The following is a 17,527-nucleotide window of genomic DNA, read 5'->3' on the forward strand; positions in this document are numbered from 1 at the left end:
AACGCCGATGGTATGGCCGGGTAGGTATGACTGAGGGTGCGATGTGGAAAACGGAGAGCATAGAAGACTGGGTAGACGGCAGCGTGAGGAGTGTATAAGAGATTGATTTTTTTTTTAATGGGGCGGCGACCACCGAGATCTCCACAGGGTAGACCGTCGGCAGCGTCAGATGTGAATAAGACACAGCTACCCCCCGCCCCCGTGGACCTCGCGCAACGGCCGGTCCTACCGCACGATCACCCAGTACGACACCCGCCACCTCAGCGTCCTCGTGCTGGTCATCGTCCTGTGCGGGGTGCTGGTCGTCGCGGCGCGGCGGCTGCCGCGCTCCACAGTGCGGGCGGCGCGCAAGGTCGCGGGCGCCGTGCTGGCGATCTGCGCCTTCGCCTACTACGCCTGGGTGCTCTCCCCCTCGCGCATCGTGTGGGACGAGACCGCCCCCTTCCACATCACCGACCTGCTGCGCCTCATCACCCCGCTGGCCCTGCTCACCGACAACCCCGCGGCCAGCGCACTGTCCTACTACTGGGGCTTCCTGCTCAACCCGATGGCGCTGCTCTTCCCCGACATGGCCTACGTCACCGATCGCCCCGGGCTGCAGGAGTTCGCCTACTGGTTCTTCCACTGCGCGGCGCTGGTGGTCCCCACGGTGCTCACCTTCGCGCTCGGCTACCGCCCCACGTGGAAAGACTTCCGCTTGACGACGACACTCTCGCTCACCTGGGCAATCTTTGCCGCCCAGGCCAACCGTGTGACGGGCGGAAACTACGTGTTCCTCGCCGGCTATCCGCGCGGCTGGTCGATCCTGCAGCTCATGGGCCGCTGGCCGTACTACATCCCGGTCGCCGTCGGCGGCGTCATCGGCGGGTGGGCGGCCATGACGTGGCTGTGGCCGCGCAACCGCCGGTCAGCAGCGCGGTAGCCTCGCGCACGTGCGCGGCGATGGCGCTCGCTGAGGTGGGGGCCTCGCCGTACCGGGTGGTGGCGGCCAGCTTGGACGCCAGGCCGTGGACCTGGACGGCGTGGACGAGCTCGCCGTGCTCGGTGAGACGGGCGAGCCGCGCCCCGGCGACACCGGAGAGCACGTCGCCGGAGCCGGGGGTGGCCGCCCAGGAGTTTCCGGCGTCCACGATGGCGCAGGCCTGATCGTTGGGAGACGCAATGATCGTGGCCCGCCCCTTCCTCACCACCGTGCATTGCAGCAGGTCAGCGAGCCGCCGGGCCTCGGTGAGTCGCCCGCCCTCCCCGATCCCGACCGCCTCGCCGAGGCGCCGGGCCTCCCCGTCGTGGGGCGTCAGCACGGTGTACGCGGAGCGGTCGTGCAGCGCCCGGCGCAGGTGCTCGTGCTGGGCCAGGAGGGTGAGCCCGTCGGCGTCGATGAGCAGGGGCTCCTCGCAGCCGAGCAGCCACTCGAGCTCGCGGGCGGCGTCCGCGTCGGTGCCCGCGCCGGGTCCGTACACCCAGGCCTGAACCCGGCCGGTGTCCCCGAGGGTCGGCGCGGCGATGACCTCTGGGTGCGCGCGGACCACCTCGGTGGCTTGGGGCCCGGCGTAGCGCACCATCGCCGGGGTGGCGGCCACCGCGCCCGCGGTGCACAGGATCGGCGCGCCGGGGTAGGTGTCGCTGCCCGCGCGGATGCCCACGACGCCGCCGGTGTACTTGTCATCGCTCGCGCCGGGCTCCAGCGACGTGCCGCGGACCGGCCCGAGCGGGACCAGGCCTTCGGGCCATGCGCGGTCGGGGAGCGTGGCGCGGGAGATCAGGGTGTGCTCGAAGTCGGCGAGGCGCCGCGACAGGCCGCCGATGTCCGCCAGCAGCGCCACGCCGCACTCCGGTGCCAGCGCGTGGGCGAGCCGCCAGCCGCCGAAGGTGACGGTGACGTCGGCGGGGATGTGCACCTCGCCGGCCTCGCCCGTGTCGGCGGCGACGCCGCTCGGAACGTCCACGGCCAGCACCTTGTCGGCCACCTCGCCGATCCCGTCCAGCTGCGCGGGCAGGCTGCCGGACCCGCCGAGGCCGAGGATGCCGTCGACGAGGAGCTCGTAGGCGCCGGTGGGGGCGTCGATAAGCGTGCCCCCGGCGTTGCGGAACGCCTCGAGGGCGGGGGAGTGGGCGTCGCCGAACACGCACCACGCGTCGACGGAGTGCCCGGCCAGAGCGAGCTCCGCGGCGGCGTAGAGCGCGTCCCCGCCGTTGCCACCCTTGCCCGCCAGCACGACCACGCGCGACGGCCCTTTGAGCATGGCCTCGGCGGCGCGGTAGACCGCGTGGGCTGCGGACTTCATCAGCGTGTCGGAGCTGTCCAGAAGCGGCTGCTCGGCGGCGCGGATGACCTCTGCGGTGTATGCGGAGTGAACCATGACGCCATGCTACGCGCGCTTATCCCTGGCAGCCGGGGCACCAGAAGAGGTTGCGGCCCTCCACCTTCTTCACGGCGATGGGGGCGCCGCACACGAAACAGGGCTCGCCCGCGCGGCGGTAGACGTAGACCTCGCCGCCGTGGTCGTCCTTCCGGGGTTCGCGGCCCATCGCCTCCGGGGAATGCTCGGGGCGCACGGTGTCGATGCGGCCGTGCTCGACCCCGTAGCGCATCAGCTTCACGACGTCCGCCCACAGCGCGTCGAACTCCTCCCGGGTCACCTCGCGCCCGGGCAGGAAGGGGGAAATGCCCAGCCGGAACAGCGGTTCGGCCCGGTAGATGTTGCCCACGCCGGCAAACAGCTTCTGGTCCATCATGAGGGAGCCGATGGAACGCCCGGAGGCGCTCACCCTGGCCCACAGCGCGTCGGGGTTGGCGTCGGGGCGCAGCGGGTCCTCGCCGGTGCGGTCGAGAACCGCCTGCATCTCGGCGGGGGAGAGGTAGCGGCACGCCTGCGGCCCGCGCAGGTTCGCGGCCTCGTCGCCCTTGCTCAGGCGCAGGCGGATCTGCCCCCACACGTCGTCCACGGGTTCGAAGCGCAGCGAGCCGATGAGGCCGAGGTGGATGTGCACGATCTCGCCCGGCTCGAAAGTGAGGAAGAGGTGCTTGCCGAAGGCCTCGGCCGAGAGCAGGTGGGTGGCGTCGATAGGCGAGGTGTCGAAGCGCCCCTGGGGCGAGGTGGCCTCCAGGGGTGCGTCGCGGTAGCGCTCGTTGAGGTGGCGGGCGAGCCGGTGCAGAACGTGGCCTTCGGGCATACGCCCACCTTAAGCGCCCTAGTGGTGGTCGATCGGCTCCGGGGTCACCACGATGCCGTCGGAGTCGGCGTAGAGGAAGTGGCCCGGGTGGAACTCGACGCCGCCGATGGCGACGCGCGCGTTCATCGTGCCCGCCCCGTCCTTGGCGGACTTGCGCGGGTTGGTGCCCAGAGCCTTGCAGCCGATGTTCATCTTCGCGATCTCCGCGGAGTCACGGATGGCGCCGTTAATCACCACGCCCGCCCAGCCGTTGTCCACGCCCGCCTGCGCGATCATGTCGCCCATGAGCGCGGTGTGCACGCTGCCGTGGCCGTCGACCACGAGCACCTTGCCCTGGCCGGGGGAGTTGAGGGTCTTTTTCACCAGGCCGTTGTCCTGGAAGCAGGTGATGGTGACGATCTCGCCGCAGAACGAGGTGTTGCCGCCGAAGTTGATGAACTGGGTGTCGCAGCTGGCCAGCTGCTCCTGGTCGCCGTAGAGGTCGGCGATGTCTGCTGTTGCCATGCAGGAGGGCATTGTGTTTCTCCTCGTGTGGGTGGGGCGGGTACGCAAAAAGGGGAAACCCGTGGAGGCAGGTTTCCCCTTGGCGTGGAGCAACAGTTAGCCGGGGTTGGATTGTCGGTTCCCGGCGTCGTGCGCTCTTAGAACTGGGACTCCTCGGTGGAGCCCTTCAGGGCCGCGGTGGAGGTGTTCGGGTCCACGGTGGTGGCGATGGAGTCGAAGTAGCCGGCGCCAACCTCGCGCTGGTGCTTGACGGCGGTGAAGCCGCGCTCCTCGGCAGCCTTGAACTCGCGGTTCTGCAGGTCGACGAAGGCGGTCATGCCGTCGCGGGCGTAGCCGTGAGCCAGGTCGAACATGCCGTAGTTGAGGGCGTGGAAGCCGGCCAGGGTGATGAACTGGAAGGCGAAGCCCATCGCGCCGAGCTCCTTCTGGAACTTGGCGATCTCCTCCGGGGAGAGGTGCTTGGACCAGTTGAAGGACGGGGAGCAGTTGTAGGACAGCAGCTGGTCCGGGAACTCAGCCTTGACGCCCTCGGCGAACTTCTTGGCCAGCTCGAGGTCCGGGGTGCCGGTCTCCATCCAGATCATGTCGGCGTACGGAGCGTAGGACTTCGCACGGGCGATGCAGGGCTCGATGCCGTTCTTGACGTAGTAGTAGCCCTCGGCGGACTTCTCGCCGGTGAGGAACGGCTGGTCGCGCTCGTCCACGTCGGAGGTGATGAGGGTCGCGGCCTCGGCGTCGGTGCGGGCGATGACGACGGTCGGGGTGTTGGCGACGTCAGCGGCCAGGCGGGCGGAGGTCAGGGTGCGGATGTGCTGCTGGGTCGGGATGAGGACCTTGCCGCCCAGGTGGCCGCACTTCTTCTCGGAGGCCAGCTGGTCCTCCCAGTGGGTGCCGGCGGCGCCGGCGGCGATCATGGCCTTCTGCAGCTCGTAGACGTTGAGGGCGCCACCGAAGCCGGCCTCGCCGTCGGCGACGATCGGCACGACCCAGTTGTCCACGGACTCGTCACCCTCGACGCGGGCGATCTCGTCGGCGCGCAGCATGGCGTTGTTGATGCGGCGGACAACGTTCGGCACGGAGTTCGCCGGGTACAGCGACTGGTCCGGGTAGGTGTGGCCAGCCAGGTTGGCGTCGCCGGCGACCTGCCAGCCGGAGAGGTAGACGGCCTTCAGGCCGCCACGGACCTGCTGCACGGCCTGGTTGCCGGTGAGGGCGCCGAGGGCGTGGATGTAGGAGCCGTCGCGCTTGGAGACGCCCTCCCAGAGGATCTCGGCGCCGCGCTTTGCGAGGGTGTGCTCCTCGACAACGGTGCCCTGCAGCTTCTCGACCTGCTCGGCGGTGTAGTCGCGGCGGATGCCTTCCCAGCGCGGGTTCTCGTCCCAGTCCTTCTGGATCTCCGCTGCGGTACGGGCCTTGCCGGTGTTCGTCGTCATAGTGAAGTAGCCCCTTTCGGTGGACTGCCGTGCGTGCATGCACTCAGGCTCATCGATGTGAATTGCGCCACGATGCTTTGGCGTTGGTAGCAAGTATCGCTATGTGACCCGGGTGAGTCAATACCTGGTGGTTGTTAGGTTTCGCGCGGGGGGGCATCGCCAATTTGCTAACTTTGCGAATAGAACCTGGAGGCAAACCCACCCCCTGCCCCGTACCCAAAATTCGCAAGCAAACAGCGCCCGAGCTGGTAAGCATCGGCGCAGGGGGTGGCAGGGGTGGCAATCGGGGGTTTGCGAAACCGAAATGCGCGCCTAAGGGGGTAGCGGGACGGGGCTGATTCGGAAATACGTTTACTTCCGTGACCGCCATCACTAATCTCTACCGAGTGAGCGCACCTAACACAGGGCAGCGCTAAGCGACGTCCCACACCCGCCCCGGCGGGCCTACGCCGAAAGGCACCGAAAGGATCGAGTCATATGACCACACCTCAGTTCGAAGACCGCACCCAGCGCGTTGAGGTGGCAGGCCTTCAGGTGGCCCAGCCGCTGCACGACTTCGTCACCAACGAGCTCCTGCCCGAGATCGGCATCGGTGCGGACGAGTTCTGGGAGAAGGCCGCGGCCTACTTCGCCGAGCTGACCCCGAAGAACAAGGCGCTGCTGGCGCGCCGCGACGAGCTGCAGCGCCAGCTGGACGACTACTACCGCGCCAACCCCGGCCAACCCGACCCGGCCGAGCACGAGAAGTTCCTCCGCGAGATCGGCTACCTGGTGGACCAGCCCCGCGAGGCCAAGATCCGCACCGAGAACGTCGACTCCGAGTTCGCCGAGGTCGCCGGCCCGCAGCTCGTGGTGCCGATCACCAACGCCCGCTTCGCCATCAACGCCGCCAACGCGCGCTTCGGCTCGCTGTACGACGCCCTCTACGGCACCGACGTCATCTCCGAGGAGGGCGGCGCCGAGCCGGGCAAGGGCTACAACCCGGTCCGCGGCGACAAGGTGATCGCCTGGGCGCGCGACTTCCTGGACAAGGCGGTTCCGCTCGACGGGGCGAGCCACAAGGACGTCGAGAAGTACTCCGTCGCCGGCGGGACCTTCACCGCGACCGTGAACGGCGAGGAGCGCGGCCTGGCGCAGCCGGAGGTCTACGTCGGCTACCAGGGCTCCGAGGACGCGCCCGAGGGCATCGTCCTGCGCCACAACGGCCTGCACATCATCATCCAGATCGACGCCGGGCACCCGGTGGGCAAGACGGACAAGGCACACGTCAAGGACGTCGTGCTCGAGGCCGCCGTCAGCTCGATCATGGACTTCGAGGACTCCGCCGCCGCCGTCGACGGCGCTGACAAGGCCGCCGCCTACGCCACCTGGTTCGGCCTGAACAAGGGTGACATCTCCGAGACCGTCTCGAAGGGCGACAAGACCTTTGAGCGTAAGCAGTCGGACGACCTGACCTACACCGCCGTCGACGGCGGTGAGCAGCGCCTGCACGGCCGCGCCATGATGCTGTGCCGCAACGTCGGCCACCTCATGACCACCCCGGCCATCCTCGTCGACGGCGAGGAGGTCCCCGAGGGGCTTCTCGACGGCCTGATCACCGTCGCCGCCGCCATCCCGGGCCTGCGGGAGGACAACCCGCACCGCAACTCGCGCACCGGTTCGATGTACATCGTGAAGCCGAAGCAGCACGGCCCGGAGGAGGTCGCCTTCACCAACGAGATCTTCGACCGCGTCGAGGAGATCCTCGGCCTGCCGAAGCACACCGTGAAGGTCGGCGTCATGGACGAGGAGCGCCGCACCACCGTCAACCTCGACGCCTGCATCGTCGAGGCGGCCGACCGCCTGGTGTTCATCAACACCGGCTTCCTCGACCGCACCGGCGACGAGATCCACACCTCCATGTACGCAGGTCCCTTCGTCCGCAAGGCGGACCTGCAGACCGCGCCGTGGAAGCAGGCCTACGAGAACAACAACGTCGACGCCGGCATCGAGCACGGCCTGCCGGGCCGCGCGCAGATCGGCAAGGGCATGTGGGCCGAGACCGAGCACATGGCCGCGATGATCGACAAGAAGCTGGGCCAGCCGAAGGAGGGCGCAAACACCGCGTGGGTGCCGTCGCCCACCGGCGCGACCCTGCACGCCACCCACTACCACCAGGTCGACGTCAAGGCCGTCCAGGAGGAGCTGCGCGCCAACGGCCGCCGCGACTCGCTGGCCGACATCCTCACCGTCCCCGTCGCCGAGGGCGACAACTGGTCCGAGGAGGAGAAGCGCGAGGAGGTGGACAACAACTGCCAGTCCATCCTCGGCTACGTCATCCGCTGGGTCGAGCAGGGCGTCGGCTGCTCCAAGGTGCCCGACATCCACAATGTCGACCTCATGGAGGACCGCGCCACCCTGCGCATCTCCTCCCAGCTGCTGGCCAACTGGCTGGTCCACGGCGTCGTCTCCGAGGAGCAGGTGCTGGAGTCCCTGGAGCGCATGGCCAAGGTCGTCGACAAGCAGAACGCGGGCGACGTGAACTACCTGGACATGGCGAAGGACTACGGGCAGTCCATCGGCTTCCAGGCCGCGAAGGCCCTCATCTTCGAGGGCACGAAGTCCCCGGCCGGCTACACCGAGCCGATCCTGCACGCGAAGCGCCGCGAGTTCAAGCAGGTGCACGGCCTCTAGCCTGAGCTGGCACTAGCGCGCCCGCGCCGAAAGTTTCGCTACTTTTCGGCACGGGCGCGCTAGACTTTCTTCGTTCGCACGCGAAAGGAAGGCTCCCATGCCGTACACCACTGGATTCGACCGCGAGAAGTACATCGAGATGCAGTCGGAGCACATCAGTGCACGGCGCAGCGAGATCGGCGGCAAGCTCTACCTGGAGATGGGGGGCAAGCTCTTCGACGACCACCACGCCTCCCGCGTCCTGCCGGGGTTCACCCCGGACAACAAGATCGCGATGCTGGAGCGCATCAAGGACGAAGTTGAGATCATGGTCTGCGTCAACGCGGCCGACATCCTCCGCCAGAAGGTCCGCGCGGACCTCGGCATCACCTACGAGGACGATGTGCTGAGGCTTGTCGACGCCTTCCGCGGCCTCGGCTTCCTCGTCGAAAACGTCGTGGTCACGCAGGTGGAGGACGGCACGGCGCAGGTGGAGGCGTTTATCCAGCGCCTCGACCGCCTGGGCCTGAAGGTCTCGCGCCACCGCGTCATCCCGGGCTACCCGAACGACCCGGCGCTCATCGTCTCCGACGAGGGCTTCGGCCGCAACGAGTACGCCGAGACCACCCGCGACCTCATCGTCATGACCGCCCCGGGGCCCGGCTCCGGCAAGCTGGCCACCTGCCTGAGCCAGATCTACCACGAGCACAAGCGCGGCATTAAGGCCGGCTACGCCAAGTTCGAGACGTTCCCCATCTGGAACCTGCCGCTGAGCCACCCGGTGAACCTGGCCTACGAGGCGGCCACCGCGGACCTCGACGACATCAACGTCATCGACCAGTACCACCTCGAGGCCTACGGCGAGAAGGTGTCCAGCTACAACCGCGACATCGAGGTCTTCCCCCTGCTGAAGTCCCTGCTCAAGGAGGTGACGGGGGAGGAGCCGTACCAGTCGCCGACGGACATGGGCGTGAACATGGCCGGCTACTGCATCTCCGACGATGCCGCCTGCCGCCACGCCGCGGAGCAGGAGATCATCCGCCGCTACTACAAGGCGCTTGTCGACGAGCGCCGGGCCGACGCGGACTCCACCATCTCCGACCGCGTCGCCACGGTGATGCGCAAGGCGGACTGCGGTGTGGCCGACCGGGTCGTCGTCAAGCCTGCCCTCGAGGTCGCGGAGCAGACCGGCAACCCCGGCGTGGCCCTCGAGCTTCCGGACGGGCACATCGTCACCGGCAAGACCTCCGACCTGCTCGGGCCGTCGGCGGCGGGCCTGCTCAACGCGCTGAAGCTGCTCGCCGGCATCCCCGACGAGGTGCACCTGCTGTCCCCGGCGTCGATCGAGCCGATCCAGTCGCTGAAGACCAGGTACCTCGGCTCGTCCAACCCGCGCCTGCACACCGACGAGGTGCTCATCGCGCTGTCCGCCTCCGCCGCGGACAATCCTGACGCCCAGCGGGCGCTGGACCAGCTGACGCAGCTGCGGGGCTGTGACGCCCACGCCACCACCATCCTTGGGTCGGTGGACGAGGGCATCTTCCGCAGCCTCGGCGTCATGGTGACCGCGGAGCCGAAGTACTGGAAGAAGGGGCTCTACCACAAGCGCTGAGGGCGCTGCGACCGCCCGGCGAAGTGATAGTGAAAAATATCACTCCGCCGGGCCGCTGCCGTTTTAACGGCCTAAATGTGCTGGTCACTGGCTGAGTGACTTTTCAGGGCGGGGTGCCGCGGGGCACCTGTCCGGCTGCAGAAATTGCGGACGGCTCCTATAGTCGGCCGTATGAACATCAAGAACGTCACAGTCCTCGGCGCCGGTGTTCTCGGCGCCCAAATCGCACTCGTCACCGCGAACCGCGGCTTCAACGTGGTCTCGTGGGACATCAACGATGAGGCCCTCCAGGCAGCCAGCAAGCGCTTCGACACCTTCGGCGCGCAGATGGTCGCCGAGCTGGAGGACACCACTGAGGAGTCCATGGCCGAGGCCCGCGGTCGCCTGAGCCAGACCTCCGACCTCGAGGAGGCCGTGCGCGAGGCCGACCTCGTCATCGAGGCCGTCCCGGAGAAGCTGGAGATCAAGAAGGACGTGTGGGAGCGCGTCGGCAAGGCCGCCCCGGCCGAGGCCGTCTTCGCCACCAACACCTCCACCCTCCTGCCCAGCCTCTTTGCCGAGTCCACCGGCTCGCCCGAGCGTTTCCTCGCCCTGCACTTCGCCAACCACATCTGGCTGCAGAACACCGCGGAGATCATGCCGCACGCCGGCACTGACCTGAAGTACGTGGACGTCCTCGAGGAGTTCGCCGAGCAGATCGGCATGGTGCCAGTGAAGCTGAAGAAGGAGCAGCCCGGTTACATCCTCAACACCATCCTCGTGCCCTTCCTCACCGCCGGCCAGTACCTGCTGGCCAACGACGTGGCTGAACCGGAGGACATCGACCGCGACTGGCGCAACTCCACCGGCTCGCCGCGCGGGCCCTTCGAGGTCATGGACGTAGTCGGCCTGCGCACCGTCCTGGCCGTCGGCAAGCTCAAGCCCAACCCGGAGGAGTGGGAGAAGAAGTTCCAGGGCATCCTCGAGGAGATGATCGCCGACGGGCGCATCGGCGTCGAGGCCGGCCGCGGCTTCTTCACCTACAACGAGCAGGGGCAGCGGGTCGGTTAGCGGGTGTGCCCTAGGATATAGGGCATGACCAGCAAGATCCTCCTGTATTACAAGTTCCAGCCCATCGCGGATCCGGAGGCTGTGCGCCTCTGGCAGCGCGACCTCTGCGAGGGCCTGGGGCTGCGCGGGAGGATCATCGTTTCGCCGCACGGCATCAACGGCACCGTCGGCGGCGACATCGACGCCTGCAAGGCCTACGCCCGGAAGACGCGCGAGTACTTCCGCGGCATCAAGTTCAAGTGGTCCGAGGGTGGTCGGGACGACTTCCCGAAGCTGAGCGTCAAGGCGCGCGAGGAAATCGTCTCCTTCGGCGCGCCGGGCGAGCTCAAGGTCGACGAGCACGGCGTCGTCGGCGGCGGCACGCACCTCTCCCCGGAGCAGGTCAACGAGCTTGTCGACGCCAACCCCGACGCCGTCTTCTTCGACGGGCGCAACGCCCGGGAGGCCGAGATCGGCCGGTTCAAAAACGCCGTCGTGCCCGATGTGGAGACCACCCACGATTTCATCGCGGAGCTCGACAACGGCAAGTACGACTGGATGAAGGACAAGCCCGTCATCTCCTACTGCACCGGCGGGATCCGCTGCGAGGTGCTGTCCAGCCTGATGAAAAACCGGGGCTTCACGGAGGTCTACCAGATCGACGGCGGCATCGTCCGCTACGGCGAGAAGTTCGGCAACTCCGGGCTGTGGGAGGGTTCCCTCTACGTCTTTGACAAGCGGATGCACACCGAGTTCGGCGCGCCCGACGACCCCGACTACGTCCAGCTGGGGCACTGCGTGCACTGCGGGGAGGCGACGAACCAGTTCTACAACTGCGCGAACGAGCCGGAGTGCCGGACCCAGTACCTGAGCTGCGAAGACTGCCGGGAGGCGCAGCAGCTGTGCGGGCAGTGCGTGGCCTAGGCTGGCCATGATGAGTCGTTGAACTCGGCGAGCGTGCGGGCGTCGTCGTTGCGCCTCGGCAACCCGTGGTCGACGCTGACGTAGCGGGAGCCGTCCGGGAAGAGGAAGTGGATGTCGCCGGCGTCTTTCAGGATGCGGATATAGCCGTCGCTGACCATGGTGTGGCACGCCGAGCACAGCGGGAGAAGGTTGTCCATATCGGTCGTCCCGCCGTCGGCCCAGTCCGTGATGTGGTGCATCTCGATGAACCGAGAGTGCTCGCAGCCGGGCATCGCGCAGGTGCCGCGCCACATGAGCATCAACGCGTTGACCTGGGCGTCGCTGGCGAGGCGGAAGCGCCTGCCGGAGTTGAGGACAAGACCGGTTTCGTCTACTTGGTTGATGCGGTAGTCGGCGTTGCTCAGGAAGGCTCTCACCGCCTCCGAGGGCGCGCCGGGGTTGAGCGGCAGGTAGGCGCGCCCATCGGTGGTCATGACAATGTTGACGTGCGCCCCGGGTGCCCGCAGCGGGTTGCGCGGCTGGCTCAGGCCCACATGCACAAGGCCCATGAAGGACGACAGCAGTGCCTCGTCAAGGGGCAGCCCGAAGCGGGACACCGACGGACTGAAGCGCTGCTCGACGCGGTCGATCTCTGGGTCAACGGCGTCTTCGGAGATCTCCCCGCCGATGGTGGGCAGGTCGGCGAGGTCGGTGTCGTGCCACGCGAGCTCGCCCACTTTCAGCGCAGCCATGAGCTTGGCACCCTCTGCAGCGTTGAAGTTGCCCCACAGCTTGATCCGCCCGTCCCCGCACCTGTTCAGGCGGACGTAGGAGTTGCGCTCCGGTGTGTCCCGCTTCTCGCGGTACTGCAGCAGCGCCAGCTCGAGCTCGTGATAGTGCATCGTTTCCGCGAGCTCCACAAGCTCCGCTTCGTTGTCCGCAGTGATCACGGGCAGGAGGAGGCGGACTTTCGAGTAGTTCGTGCGCCCGTCGAGGAAGGCCTCGCCGAGCAGCGGGAAGGCGAGCATCGCGCGGGCCACCTGCACGTATTCGTGGGCGGAGGAGGCGGAGATGGACAGCCCCCGGATGAGCCAGGTGGCGGTGGTGGTGGCCCCGACCGTGGGGGCGAGCGAGAGGGCGTCGAAAAGCGCGATGGCGTAGAGGATCCGGGCCTTTTGGCGGGTGAAGGAGCCGAAGCCCGACGTGATGAGGTCGATGATTTCCGTTGCCGATGCCGATGAGAGTTCCGAGAGCGCAGCCATGATGTCCCCGAGTTCGATTGAGTCGAATATGCGTTCTGGTCTGGACCATAGCAAGCGGTTCGGACATGACCGAGAAATATGGCGTGAACAGGCAAAAAGCGGTTCTCGGAGATAGAACAAAAGTCCGCAATGCGGAGTCCTCGAATCGCTGAACGAGGTCCGCATTGCGGACTTTTTGCGGCGCCTACATGCTCTCCGTGGCCAGGATCCCCACCGTCACCGTCAGCCACCACATGGTGAAGGGCACGATCGGGAGCCAGAACACGCCCATCCAGGGCATCCAGCGTTCGTAGCGGTTGAGCTTCCGCACCATGATGACCGCGCAGCCGATGAGCATCACCACCGGCGGGACGGTGTTGATGGCCGCCCACCACATGCGTGCGGAGCGGGTGCACAGCCAGGTGGCGGTGCCAGCGTCGCAGAGCGGCCCGCCCTGGAGGCGGGCGACGAGAGCGGTGAGGAAGCCTAGAAGGGCGGTGACGCCGATCGACGCCGCAGCGTAAAGTATCGCCTGCCTGGTCGACTTCCTGTTGCGCTCCGCCTCGACGAGCGGGTCGGGCTGGTCCGCCAGCTCGTCGAAGCTGTGCGGCTCCGGGCGCGGGCGGTTGTAGTAGTCCGCGCCGCTGTGCAGATCGTTTTCTGGGTGGTCGCGCATGCCTCCCACCTTATGCGTCGATTAGGCGTCGAGACGCGGGAAGATGACAACGGGGGCGGGCGCGTAGCGCAGAAACTCGCTGGCCCGCGACCCAACGAGCACGCTGCGGCCCTGGGCGGTGGGGTGGGAGCCCAGGCAGATCAGGTCGCCCTTCTTCCACTTCACCGAGGACACGGCCTTCTCCCACCCCTTGCCGTTGGCCAGCGACGTCTCCACCTCGAACTCCGCCGCTGTGGCCGGGTCGGCGGCCGCCGCGATCTCGAAGGCCTGGTCGCGGGCGAGGTCGAGCAGCGACAGCGAGGACTCGTACCAGTCGGTCGCCTCCGCCGCGGCGCCGATGACGGAGTCGAGCTCGACGTCGCTGGGCATCTCGGGAAGGACCGAGATCAGTCGCAGCGGCACCTGGAGGTGGGCAGCGAGGCGCGCGGCGCACACCAGGCCGGAGGTGTCCTGGTCGCGCTCGGCCCGGAGGAAGACGAAGTTCACCCGGGTCACCCCCTTCTTCGACAGCTTCAGCCCCTTCGGGGCCAGGCCGAGGGGGAGGGGGGAGGAGTGCATGAGCTCGTCAGCTATCGACGACGCCAAGAAGCGCGCCTGCTTCATCGTGGCGCTGGAGTTGAGGATGATGATGTCGGCGCCGACCCTCCTGCCCTCCGCCGCGAGGGCGGAGGGGGCCTGGGCGTCGATAAGCGTGCAGGGCTCCTCGGCCCACGACTCGCGCGGGAGGTGCTCCTTGAGGGCCGCCAGGCTGCCGGCGGTGAGCTTGTCCGTCTCGCTGCTGAGCCACTTCTCGTACTTCTTGCGGGAAAGCGACTTCGTCCACGACCTCGGGGCAGTGGCGGTGAGACTCACCGACACCGGCAGCGAGCGCGCCAGCCAGGCCGCGAACCGGAGCCCCTCGGGGCTCGTTTTGTCCCAGCCGACGATGATGCGCAGGGCCCGGTCGGAGGGGTGGGAAAGGTCAAAAGTCATACGATAAGCAACGGGGTTGGAAGTTGGACACCCCGAACATTATCGGCTTTTAGCCCCGCTTTTCCGAATTCGGCGGGTTGACGTACGCGGCGGCGAGCGCGTTGATGACGTCCGCCAGCTCGTCCGCGACGCGAAGCTGGTCCTCGGAGAGGGTGGCGATCATGTCCGTCAGGTACGTGGTGCGCTCGTCGCCCACCCGCACGAGCTCCTCGCGGCCCTTGTCGGTCAGCTCCACGCTCACGCCGCGACGGTCCGACTCGTCGCGCGCGCGACGCACCAGGCCCCGCTTCTCCAGCTGGTTGACGGTGTTGGACGCCGTGGGCATGCGCACGCCCTCGGCCTCGGCGAGGCGGCTGATGCGCGCCGGGCCCTCGTCGTTGAGCCGGGCCATGATGGACAGCTGTGGACCGGTCAGGTCGGACTGCTCCGCAATGCGGAAGTAGGTCACGTAGAGACTCGTCAGCGAGGGGCGGATGCGCTCGGCGATCTCGTGGGGGTTTGGGGTGGACCCGGTTCCGGTGCGTGTTTCGTCGGACATTTAGTACCTTCTTATCGATGCAAAACTAAGCAGAAATGTTACCACCACTTCCTCAAAACCCACTCACAGTAGGATGGCGGCGATGTTCGCCTACAGCCAAGAAATCTCCCACGAGTGGCAACGGCGCACCACGCTGCGCGAATACGCCCGTGGGCGGGTGCCTGCCGACGCCCTGTGCGACGCCGACTTCCTGCTCCGCGCCGCCGCTGAGTTCCACGGCGCGCCCTCCCCCCGCCCCTGCCCCATCTGCGGCTCCGAGATGCGCGACGTTTCCTGGGTGTACGGCGACGCCCTGGGCCGCCGCTCGGGCACGGCGCGCGACGACAGCGAGATCGACGCACTCGTCGCGGAGGTCGGGCCGATCACCGTGCACGTCGTGGAGGTGTGCCTGCACTGCAGGTGGAACCACCTTCTGCGAGAAATGACGGCCTCGCCAGTAGTGTGATTGGGGTGCGGAGGAAGTAGGGTAACACCTAGTAATCCGGCAGGCGCGTCCCGCTCCCCACCGGGAGCGGGACGCTCGCACACGCAGCTACGCCGTGGTAACGCAGGGACAACGCAGGGATAAATCGTGACGAACAAAGACGACAGCACCCAGAAGGGGAGTGCAGAACCGGCCGAGACCGGCGCGCCCCGCAGCCGCGCGATGCAGTGGCTCCTCGCCGGGCTCCTCGGCCTCCTCCTCCTGGCCGCCATCCCCCTCGCCTGGTTCGGGTGGCAGTACGCCCGCGCCGACATCCCCGAACCGGGAGAGATCGAGGCGGCGCAGGTGTCCAACCTCTACTTCAACGACGGATCCACCGAGCTGGCCCGCGTCGTGCCCGCCGAGGGCAACCGCGTGCAGATCCCGCTCGACGAGGTCCCCGTCGAGGTGCAGAACGCCGTCCTCGCCGCCGAGGACCGCGAGTTCTGGACCAACTCCGGGTTCTCCTTCACCGGCTTCGGCCGCGCCGTGGTTGGGCAGCTCACCGGCAACCCCTCCGCCGGCGGTGGCTCCACCATCACCCAGCAGTACGTGAAGAACGCCCTGGTCGGCAACGAGCACTCCTACCAGCGCAAGGCGAAAGAGCTGGTCTACTCCATCAAGATGACCAACTCCTGGAGCAAGGAGGACATCCTCAACGCCTACCTGAACACGGTCTACTTCGGGCGCAACGCCTACGGCATCGAGGCCGCCGCCCACGCGTTCTTCGGCAAGCCGGCCAGCGAGCTCACCCCCGAGGAGGGCGGCGTCCTCGCCGCCTCGATCCAGCTGCCCAGCCAGCTCGACCCGTGGACCAACCCCGAGGGTGCGAAGGCCCGCTGGGACTACGTCATGGACGGCCTCGTGGAGATGGGCGAGATCCCCGCCGACCAGCGCCAGTCGCTCGTCTACCCGCAGACGCGCGACCCGCAGGGCTACTCTGCCTACACCGAGGCGACCGGGCCCAACGGCCTGATCAAGAACCAGGTGATGGCCGAGCTCGAGCGCATCGGCATCACCGAGGACGACCTGACTAACCGCGGCCTGCAGATCACCACCACCGTCGACGCCCGCACCCAGGGCGAGGTCGAGCGAATCACCGACCAGCGCCTCGCCTCCCTGCAGGACGATGCCCGCTCCGCCGTCGTCGCGGTCGAGCCCGGCACCGGCGCCGTGCGCGCCTACTACGGCGGAGACGAGGCGAGCGGCTGGGACTACGCCAACGCCGGCCTCCAGACCGGCTCGACCTTCAAGATCTTCGCGCTCGCCGCGGCGCTGCAGCAGGGCATCCCGCTCACCGCGATGTTCGACTCCTCGCCCGTGACGCTTCCCGGCGGGATCACCGTGACCAACTGGGACGGCGGCGGCGGCGGAATGGTCTCGATGACCGAGGCCACCCGCACCTCCTCCAACACCGCCTACATGCGCATCCAGGACGAGCTGGCCAACACCACCCAGGACACGGCTGACATGGCGCACGCCCTCGGCGTTGCGCGCTCCATCCCGGGCATCCCGGTCACCCTGCGCGAAAACGGCGGGCAGCCCTACGAGGGCATCGTGCTGGGCCAGTACCAGTCGCGCGTGCTCGACATGGCCACCGCGATGTCCACGCTGACCAACCGCGGCGTGTACAAGCCGACCCACTTCGTGCAGAAGGTCGTCGACGCCCGCGGCAACGTCCTCTACGAGGTCGACGCCGACTACAAGGAGCGCCGCGTCTCCGAGCAGGTCGCCGACAACGTCATCCAGGCCATGCAGACGGTCGTGCCCTACTCCAACGCCACCCTGGCCGGCGGTCGCCCGTCGGCGGGCAAGACCGGCACCGCCCAGATGGGCAACACCGGCAACAACAAGGACGCCTGGATGGTCGGCTCGACCCCGCAGCTCGCCGTCGCGGTGTGGGTGGGCACGGCCGACAACACCAGCCCGATCTTCAACGAGTGGGGCGGCAACATGTTCGGCTCCAACACCCCGGCCCGCATCTGGAAGGACGTGCTGGACACCGCCCTGGAGGGCCAGGAGTTCAAGAGCTTCCCCGACGCCACCCCGGTCTACTGGGGCGTGAGCCCGTACCGCGGCGGCACCGGCCTGGGTGGCTCGTACAGCTACGGCTACAGCTCGGGAAGCGGCACCGGCACCGGCCGCGCGGAGGGCTTGCCCCCCGGCGCGGCGGTGCCCCCTGCCCCGCGGGCGGCCCTTCTGCCCGACCGGCCCACGCGGCGGCCCCCGCCGGACGGGCCCCCGCCCCCGCAGCACGCGGCGGGGACGGCGCCGTCCCCGCCCACCTGGCCCCCCCGGACGGGGCGGGCCGCGTCGCCCCACACGCTCGC

At 68.0% G+C, this 17,527-nt stretch carries 15 protein-coding genes and 1 pseudogene (1 of these 16 only partly in view); 8 read left to right on the forward strand and 8 right to left on the reverse strand.

All coding sequences use genetic code 11. The features are described from left to right. Positions 1-271: 271 nt before the first annotated feature. Complete coding sequence (locus tag DYZ02_RS07285; protein ID WP_245945701.1) at positions 272-922, forward strand: TMEM164-related integral membrane acyltransferase; 651 nt, start codon at positions 272-274, stop codon at positions 920-922. Here DYZ02_RS07285 and DYZ02_RS07290 read toward each other — a convergent pair. From DYZ02_RS07290 to aceA, 4 genes are all read right to left on the reverse strand, one after another. Next, a complete protein-coding gene (locus DYZ02_RS07290; RefSeq protein WP_115685646.1) occupies positions 858-2,360 on the reverse strand; it encodes a bifunctional ADP-dependent NAD(P)H-hydrate dehydratase/NAD(P)H-hydrate epimerase in 1,503 nt (500 codons plus the stop codon). The genes DYZ02_RS07285 and DYZ02_RS07290 overlap by 65 nt on opposite strands. Positions 2,361-2,379: 19 nt before the next feature. Next, on the reverse strand, positions 2,380-3,174 hold the full coding sequence (locus tag DYZ02_RS07295; protein WP_115685647.1) for an Fpg/Nei family DNA glycosylase: 795 nt from the start codon (positions 3,172-3,174) through the stop codon (positions 2,380-2,382). Between the two features lie 18 nt (positions 3,175-3,192). Next, a complete protein-coding gene (gene rraA, locus DYZ02_RS07300) occupies positions 3,193-3,678 on the reverse strand; it encodes a ribonuclease E activity regulator RraA (protein WP_245945703.1) in 486 nt (161 codons plus the stop codon). Between the two features lie 137 nt (positions 3,679-3,815). Beyond that, entirely contained in the window at positions 3,816-5,111 is a 1,296-nt protein-coding gene (gene aceA, locus DYZ02_RS07305) for an isocitrate lyase (RefSeq protein ID WP_115686419.1), read from the reverse strand. A gap of 477 nt (positions 5,112-5,588) precedes the next feature. Here aceA and DYZ02_RS07310 point away from each other — a divergent pair, with 477 nt between their 5' ends. From DYZ02_RS07310 to trhO, 4 genes are all read left to right on the forward strand, one after another. Continuing rightward, the gene (locus DYZ02_RS07310) at positions 5,589-7,784 is read left to right on the forward strand and encodes a malate synthase G (protein WP_115685649.1); all 2,196 of its coding nucleotides are present in this window, start codon (positions 5,589-5,591) and stop codon (positions 7,782-7,784) included. Positions 7,785-7,881: 97 nt separating this feature from the next. Next, positions 7,882-9,375 carry a DUF1846 domain-containing protein gene (locus DYZ02_RS07315; protein WP_115685650.1) on the forward strand — a complete coding sequence of 498 codons (1,494 nt, stop codon included), beginning with the start codon at positions 7,882-7,884 and terminating at the stop codon, positions 9,373-9,375. A 171-nt stretch (positions 9,376-9,546) separates the two neighbouring features. Then, positions 9,547-10,425: a 3-hydroxyacyl-CoA dehydrogenase gene (locus DYZ02_RS07320; RefSeq protein ID WP_115685651.1), complete on the forward strand. Its 879-nt coding sequence runs from the start codon at positions 9,547-9,549 to the stop codon at positions 10,423-10,425. Positions 10,426-10,449: 24 nt separating this feature from the next. Continuing rightward, entirely contained in the window at positions 10,450-11,328 is an 879-nt protein-coding gene (gene trhO, locus DYZ02_RS07325) for an oxygen-dependent tRNA uridine(34) hydroxylase TrhO (RefSeq protein WP_115685652.1), read from the forward strand. Here the strand turns inward: trhO and DYZ02_RS07330 are convergent. The 4 genes from DYZ02_RS07330 to DYZ02_RS07345 all read right to left on the reverse strand — a co-directional run bounded on the left by DYZ02_RS07330 (position 11,325) and on the right by DYZ02_RS07345 (position 14,734). Beyond that, complete coding sequence (locus DYZ02_RS07330; RefSeq protein WP_115685653.1) at positions 11,325-12,569, reverse strand: HNH endonuclease signature motif containing protein; 1,245 nt, start codon at positions 12,567-12,569, stop codon at positions 11,325-11,327. The genes trhO and DYZ02_RS07330 overlap by 4 nt on opposite strands. A 184-nt stretch (positions 12,570-12,753) precedes the next feature. Next, positions 12,754-13,224: a hypothetical protein gene (locus DYZ02_RS07335; RefSeq protein WP_115685654.1), complete on the reverse strand. Its 471-nt coding sequence runs from the start codon at positions 13,222-13,224 to the stop codon at positions 12,754-12,756. Between the two features lie 21 nt (positions 13,225-13,245). Next, positions 13,246-14,196, reverse strand: coding sequence for a universal stress protein (locus DYZ02_RS07340; protein ID WP_115685655.1), 951 nt, complete (start codon positions 14,194-14,196; stop codon positions 13,246-13,248). 49 nt (positions 14,197-14,245) lie between these two features. After that, entirely contained in the window at positions 14,246-14,734 is a 489-nt protein-coding gene (locus tag DYZ02_RS07345) for a MarR family winged helix-turn-helix transcriptional regulator (protein ID WP_115685656.1), read from the reverse strand. Positions 14,735-14,816: 82 nt separating this feature from the next. Between DYZ02_RS07345 and DYZ02_RS07350 the strand changes: the two genes are divergently transcribed. The 3 genes and pseudogenes from DYZ02_RS07350 to DYZ02_RS07360 all read left to right on the forward strand — a co-directional run. Further along, a complete protein-coding gene (locus DYZ02_RS07350) occupies positions 14,817-15,179 on the forward strand; it encodes a DUF5318 family protein (protein ID WP_115685657.1) in 363 nt (120 codons plus the stop codon). A gap of 123 nt (positions 15,180-15,302) precedes the next feature. Beyond that, positions 15,303-17,489 (forward strand): annotated as a pseudogene (locus DYZ02_RS07355) (transglycosylase domain-containing protein); the annotation flags it as partial. Continuing rightward, positions 17,377-17,527 carry the 5' end (the start) of a glycosyltransferase family 87 protein gene (locus DYZ02_RS07360; RefSeq protein ID WP_115686420.1) on the forward strand. The gene runs 1,343 nt beyond the window's last position, so 151 of the gene's 1,494 nt are visible here — the first part of the coding sequence; it begins with the start codon at positions 17,377-17,379; its stop codon lies off the right edge, out of view. The pseudogene DYZ02_RS07355 and the gene DYZ02_RS07360, both read left to right, overlap by 113 nt.

The sequence above is a fragment of the Corynebacterium senegalense genome (assembly GCF_900411315.1).
Taxonomy (GTDB): Bacteria; Actinomycetota; Actinomycetes; order Mycobacteriales; family Mycobacteriaceae; genus Corynebacterium; species Corynebacterium senegalense.

Coding starts and splice junctions, on each gene's coding strand:
- DYZ02_RS07310 (WP_115685649.1), top strand. CDS start 5,589: ATGACCACACCTCAGTTCGAAGACCGCACCCAGCGCGTTGAGGTGGCA.
- DYZ02_RS07295 (WP_115685647.1), bottom strand. CDS start 3,174: ATGCCCGAAGGCCACGTTCTGCACCGGCTCGCCCGCCACCTCAACGAG.
- DYZ02_RS07345 (WP_115685656.1), bottom strand. CDS start 14,734: ATGTCCGACGAAACACGCACCGGAACCGGGTCCACCCCAAACCCCCAC.
- DYZ02_RS07290 (WP_115685646.1), bottom strand. CDS start 2,360: ATGGTTCACTCCGCATACACCGCAGAGGTCATCCGCGCCGCCGAGCAG.
- rraA (WP_245945703.1), bottom strand. CDS start 3,678: ATGGCAACAGCAGACATCGCCGACCTCTACGGCGACCAGGAGCAGCTG.
- DYZ02_RS07320 (WP_115685651.1), top strand. CDS start 9,547: ATGAACATCAAGAACGTCACAGTCCTCGGCGCCGGTGTTCTCGGCGCC.
- DYZ02_RS07330 (WP_115685653.1), bottom strand. CDS start 12,569: ATGGCTGCGCTCTCGGAACTCTCATCGGCATCGGCAACGGAAATCATC.
- DYZ02_RS07315 (WP_115685650.1), top strand. CDS start 7,882: ATGCCGTACACCACTGGATTCGACCGCGAGAAGTACATCGAGATGCAG.
- DYZ02_RS07340 (WP_115685655.1), bottom strand. CDS start 14,196: ATGACTTTTGACCTTTCCCACCCCTCCGACCGGGCCCTGCGCATCATC.
- DYZ02_RS07350 (WP_115685657.1), top strand. CDS start 14,817: ATGTTCGCCTACAGCCAAGAAATCTCCCACGAGTGGCAACGGCGCACC.
- DYZ02_RS07335 (WP_115685654.1), bottom strand. CDS start 13,224: ATGCGCGACCACCCAGAAAACGATCTGCACAGCGGCGCGGACTACTAC.
- trhO (WP_115685652.1), top strand. CDS start 10,450: ATGACCAGCAAGATCCTCCTGTATTACAAGTTCCAGCCCATCGCGGAT.
- aceA (WP_115686419.1), bottom strand. CDS start 5,111: ATGACGACGAACACCGGCAAGGCCCGTACCGCAGCGGAGATCCAGAAG.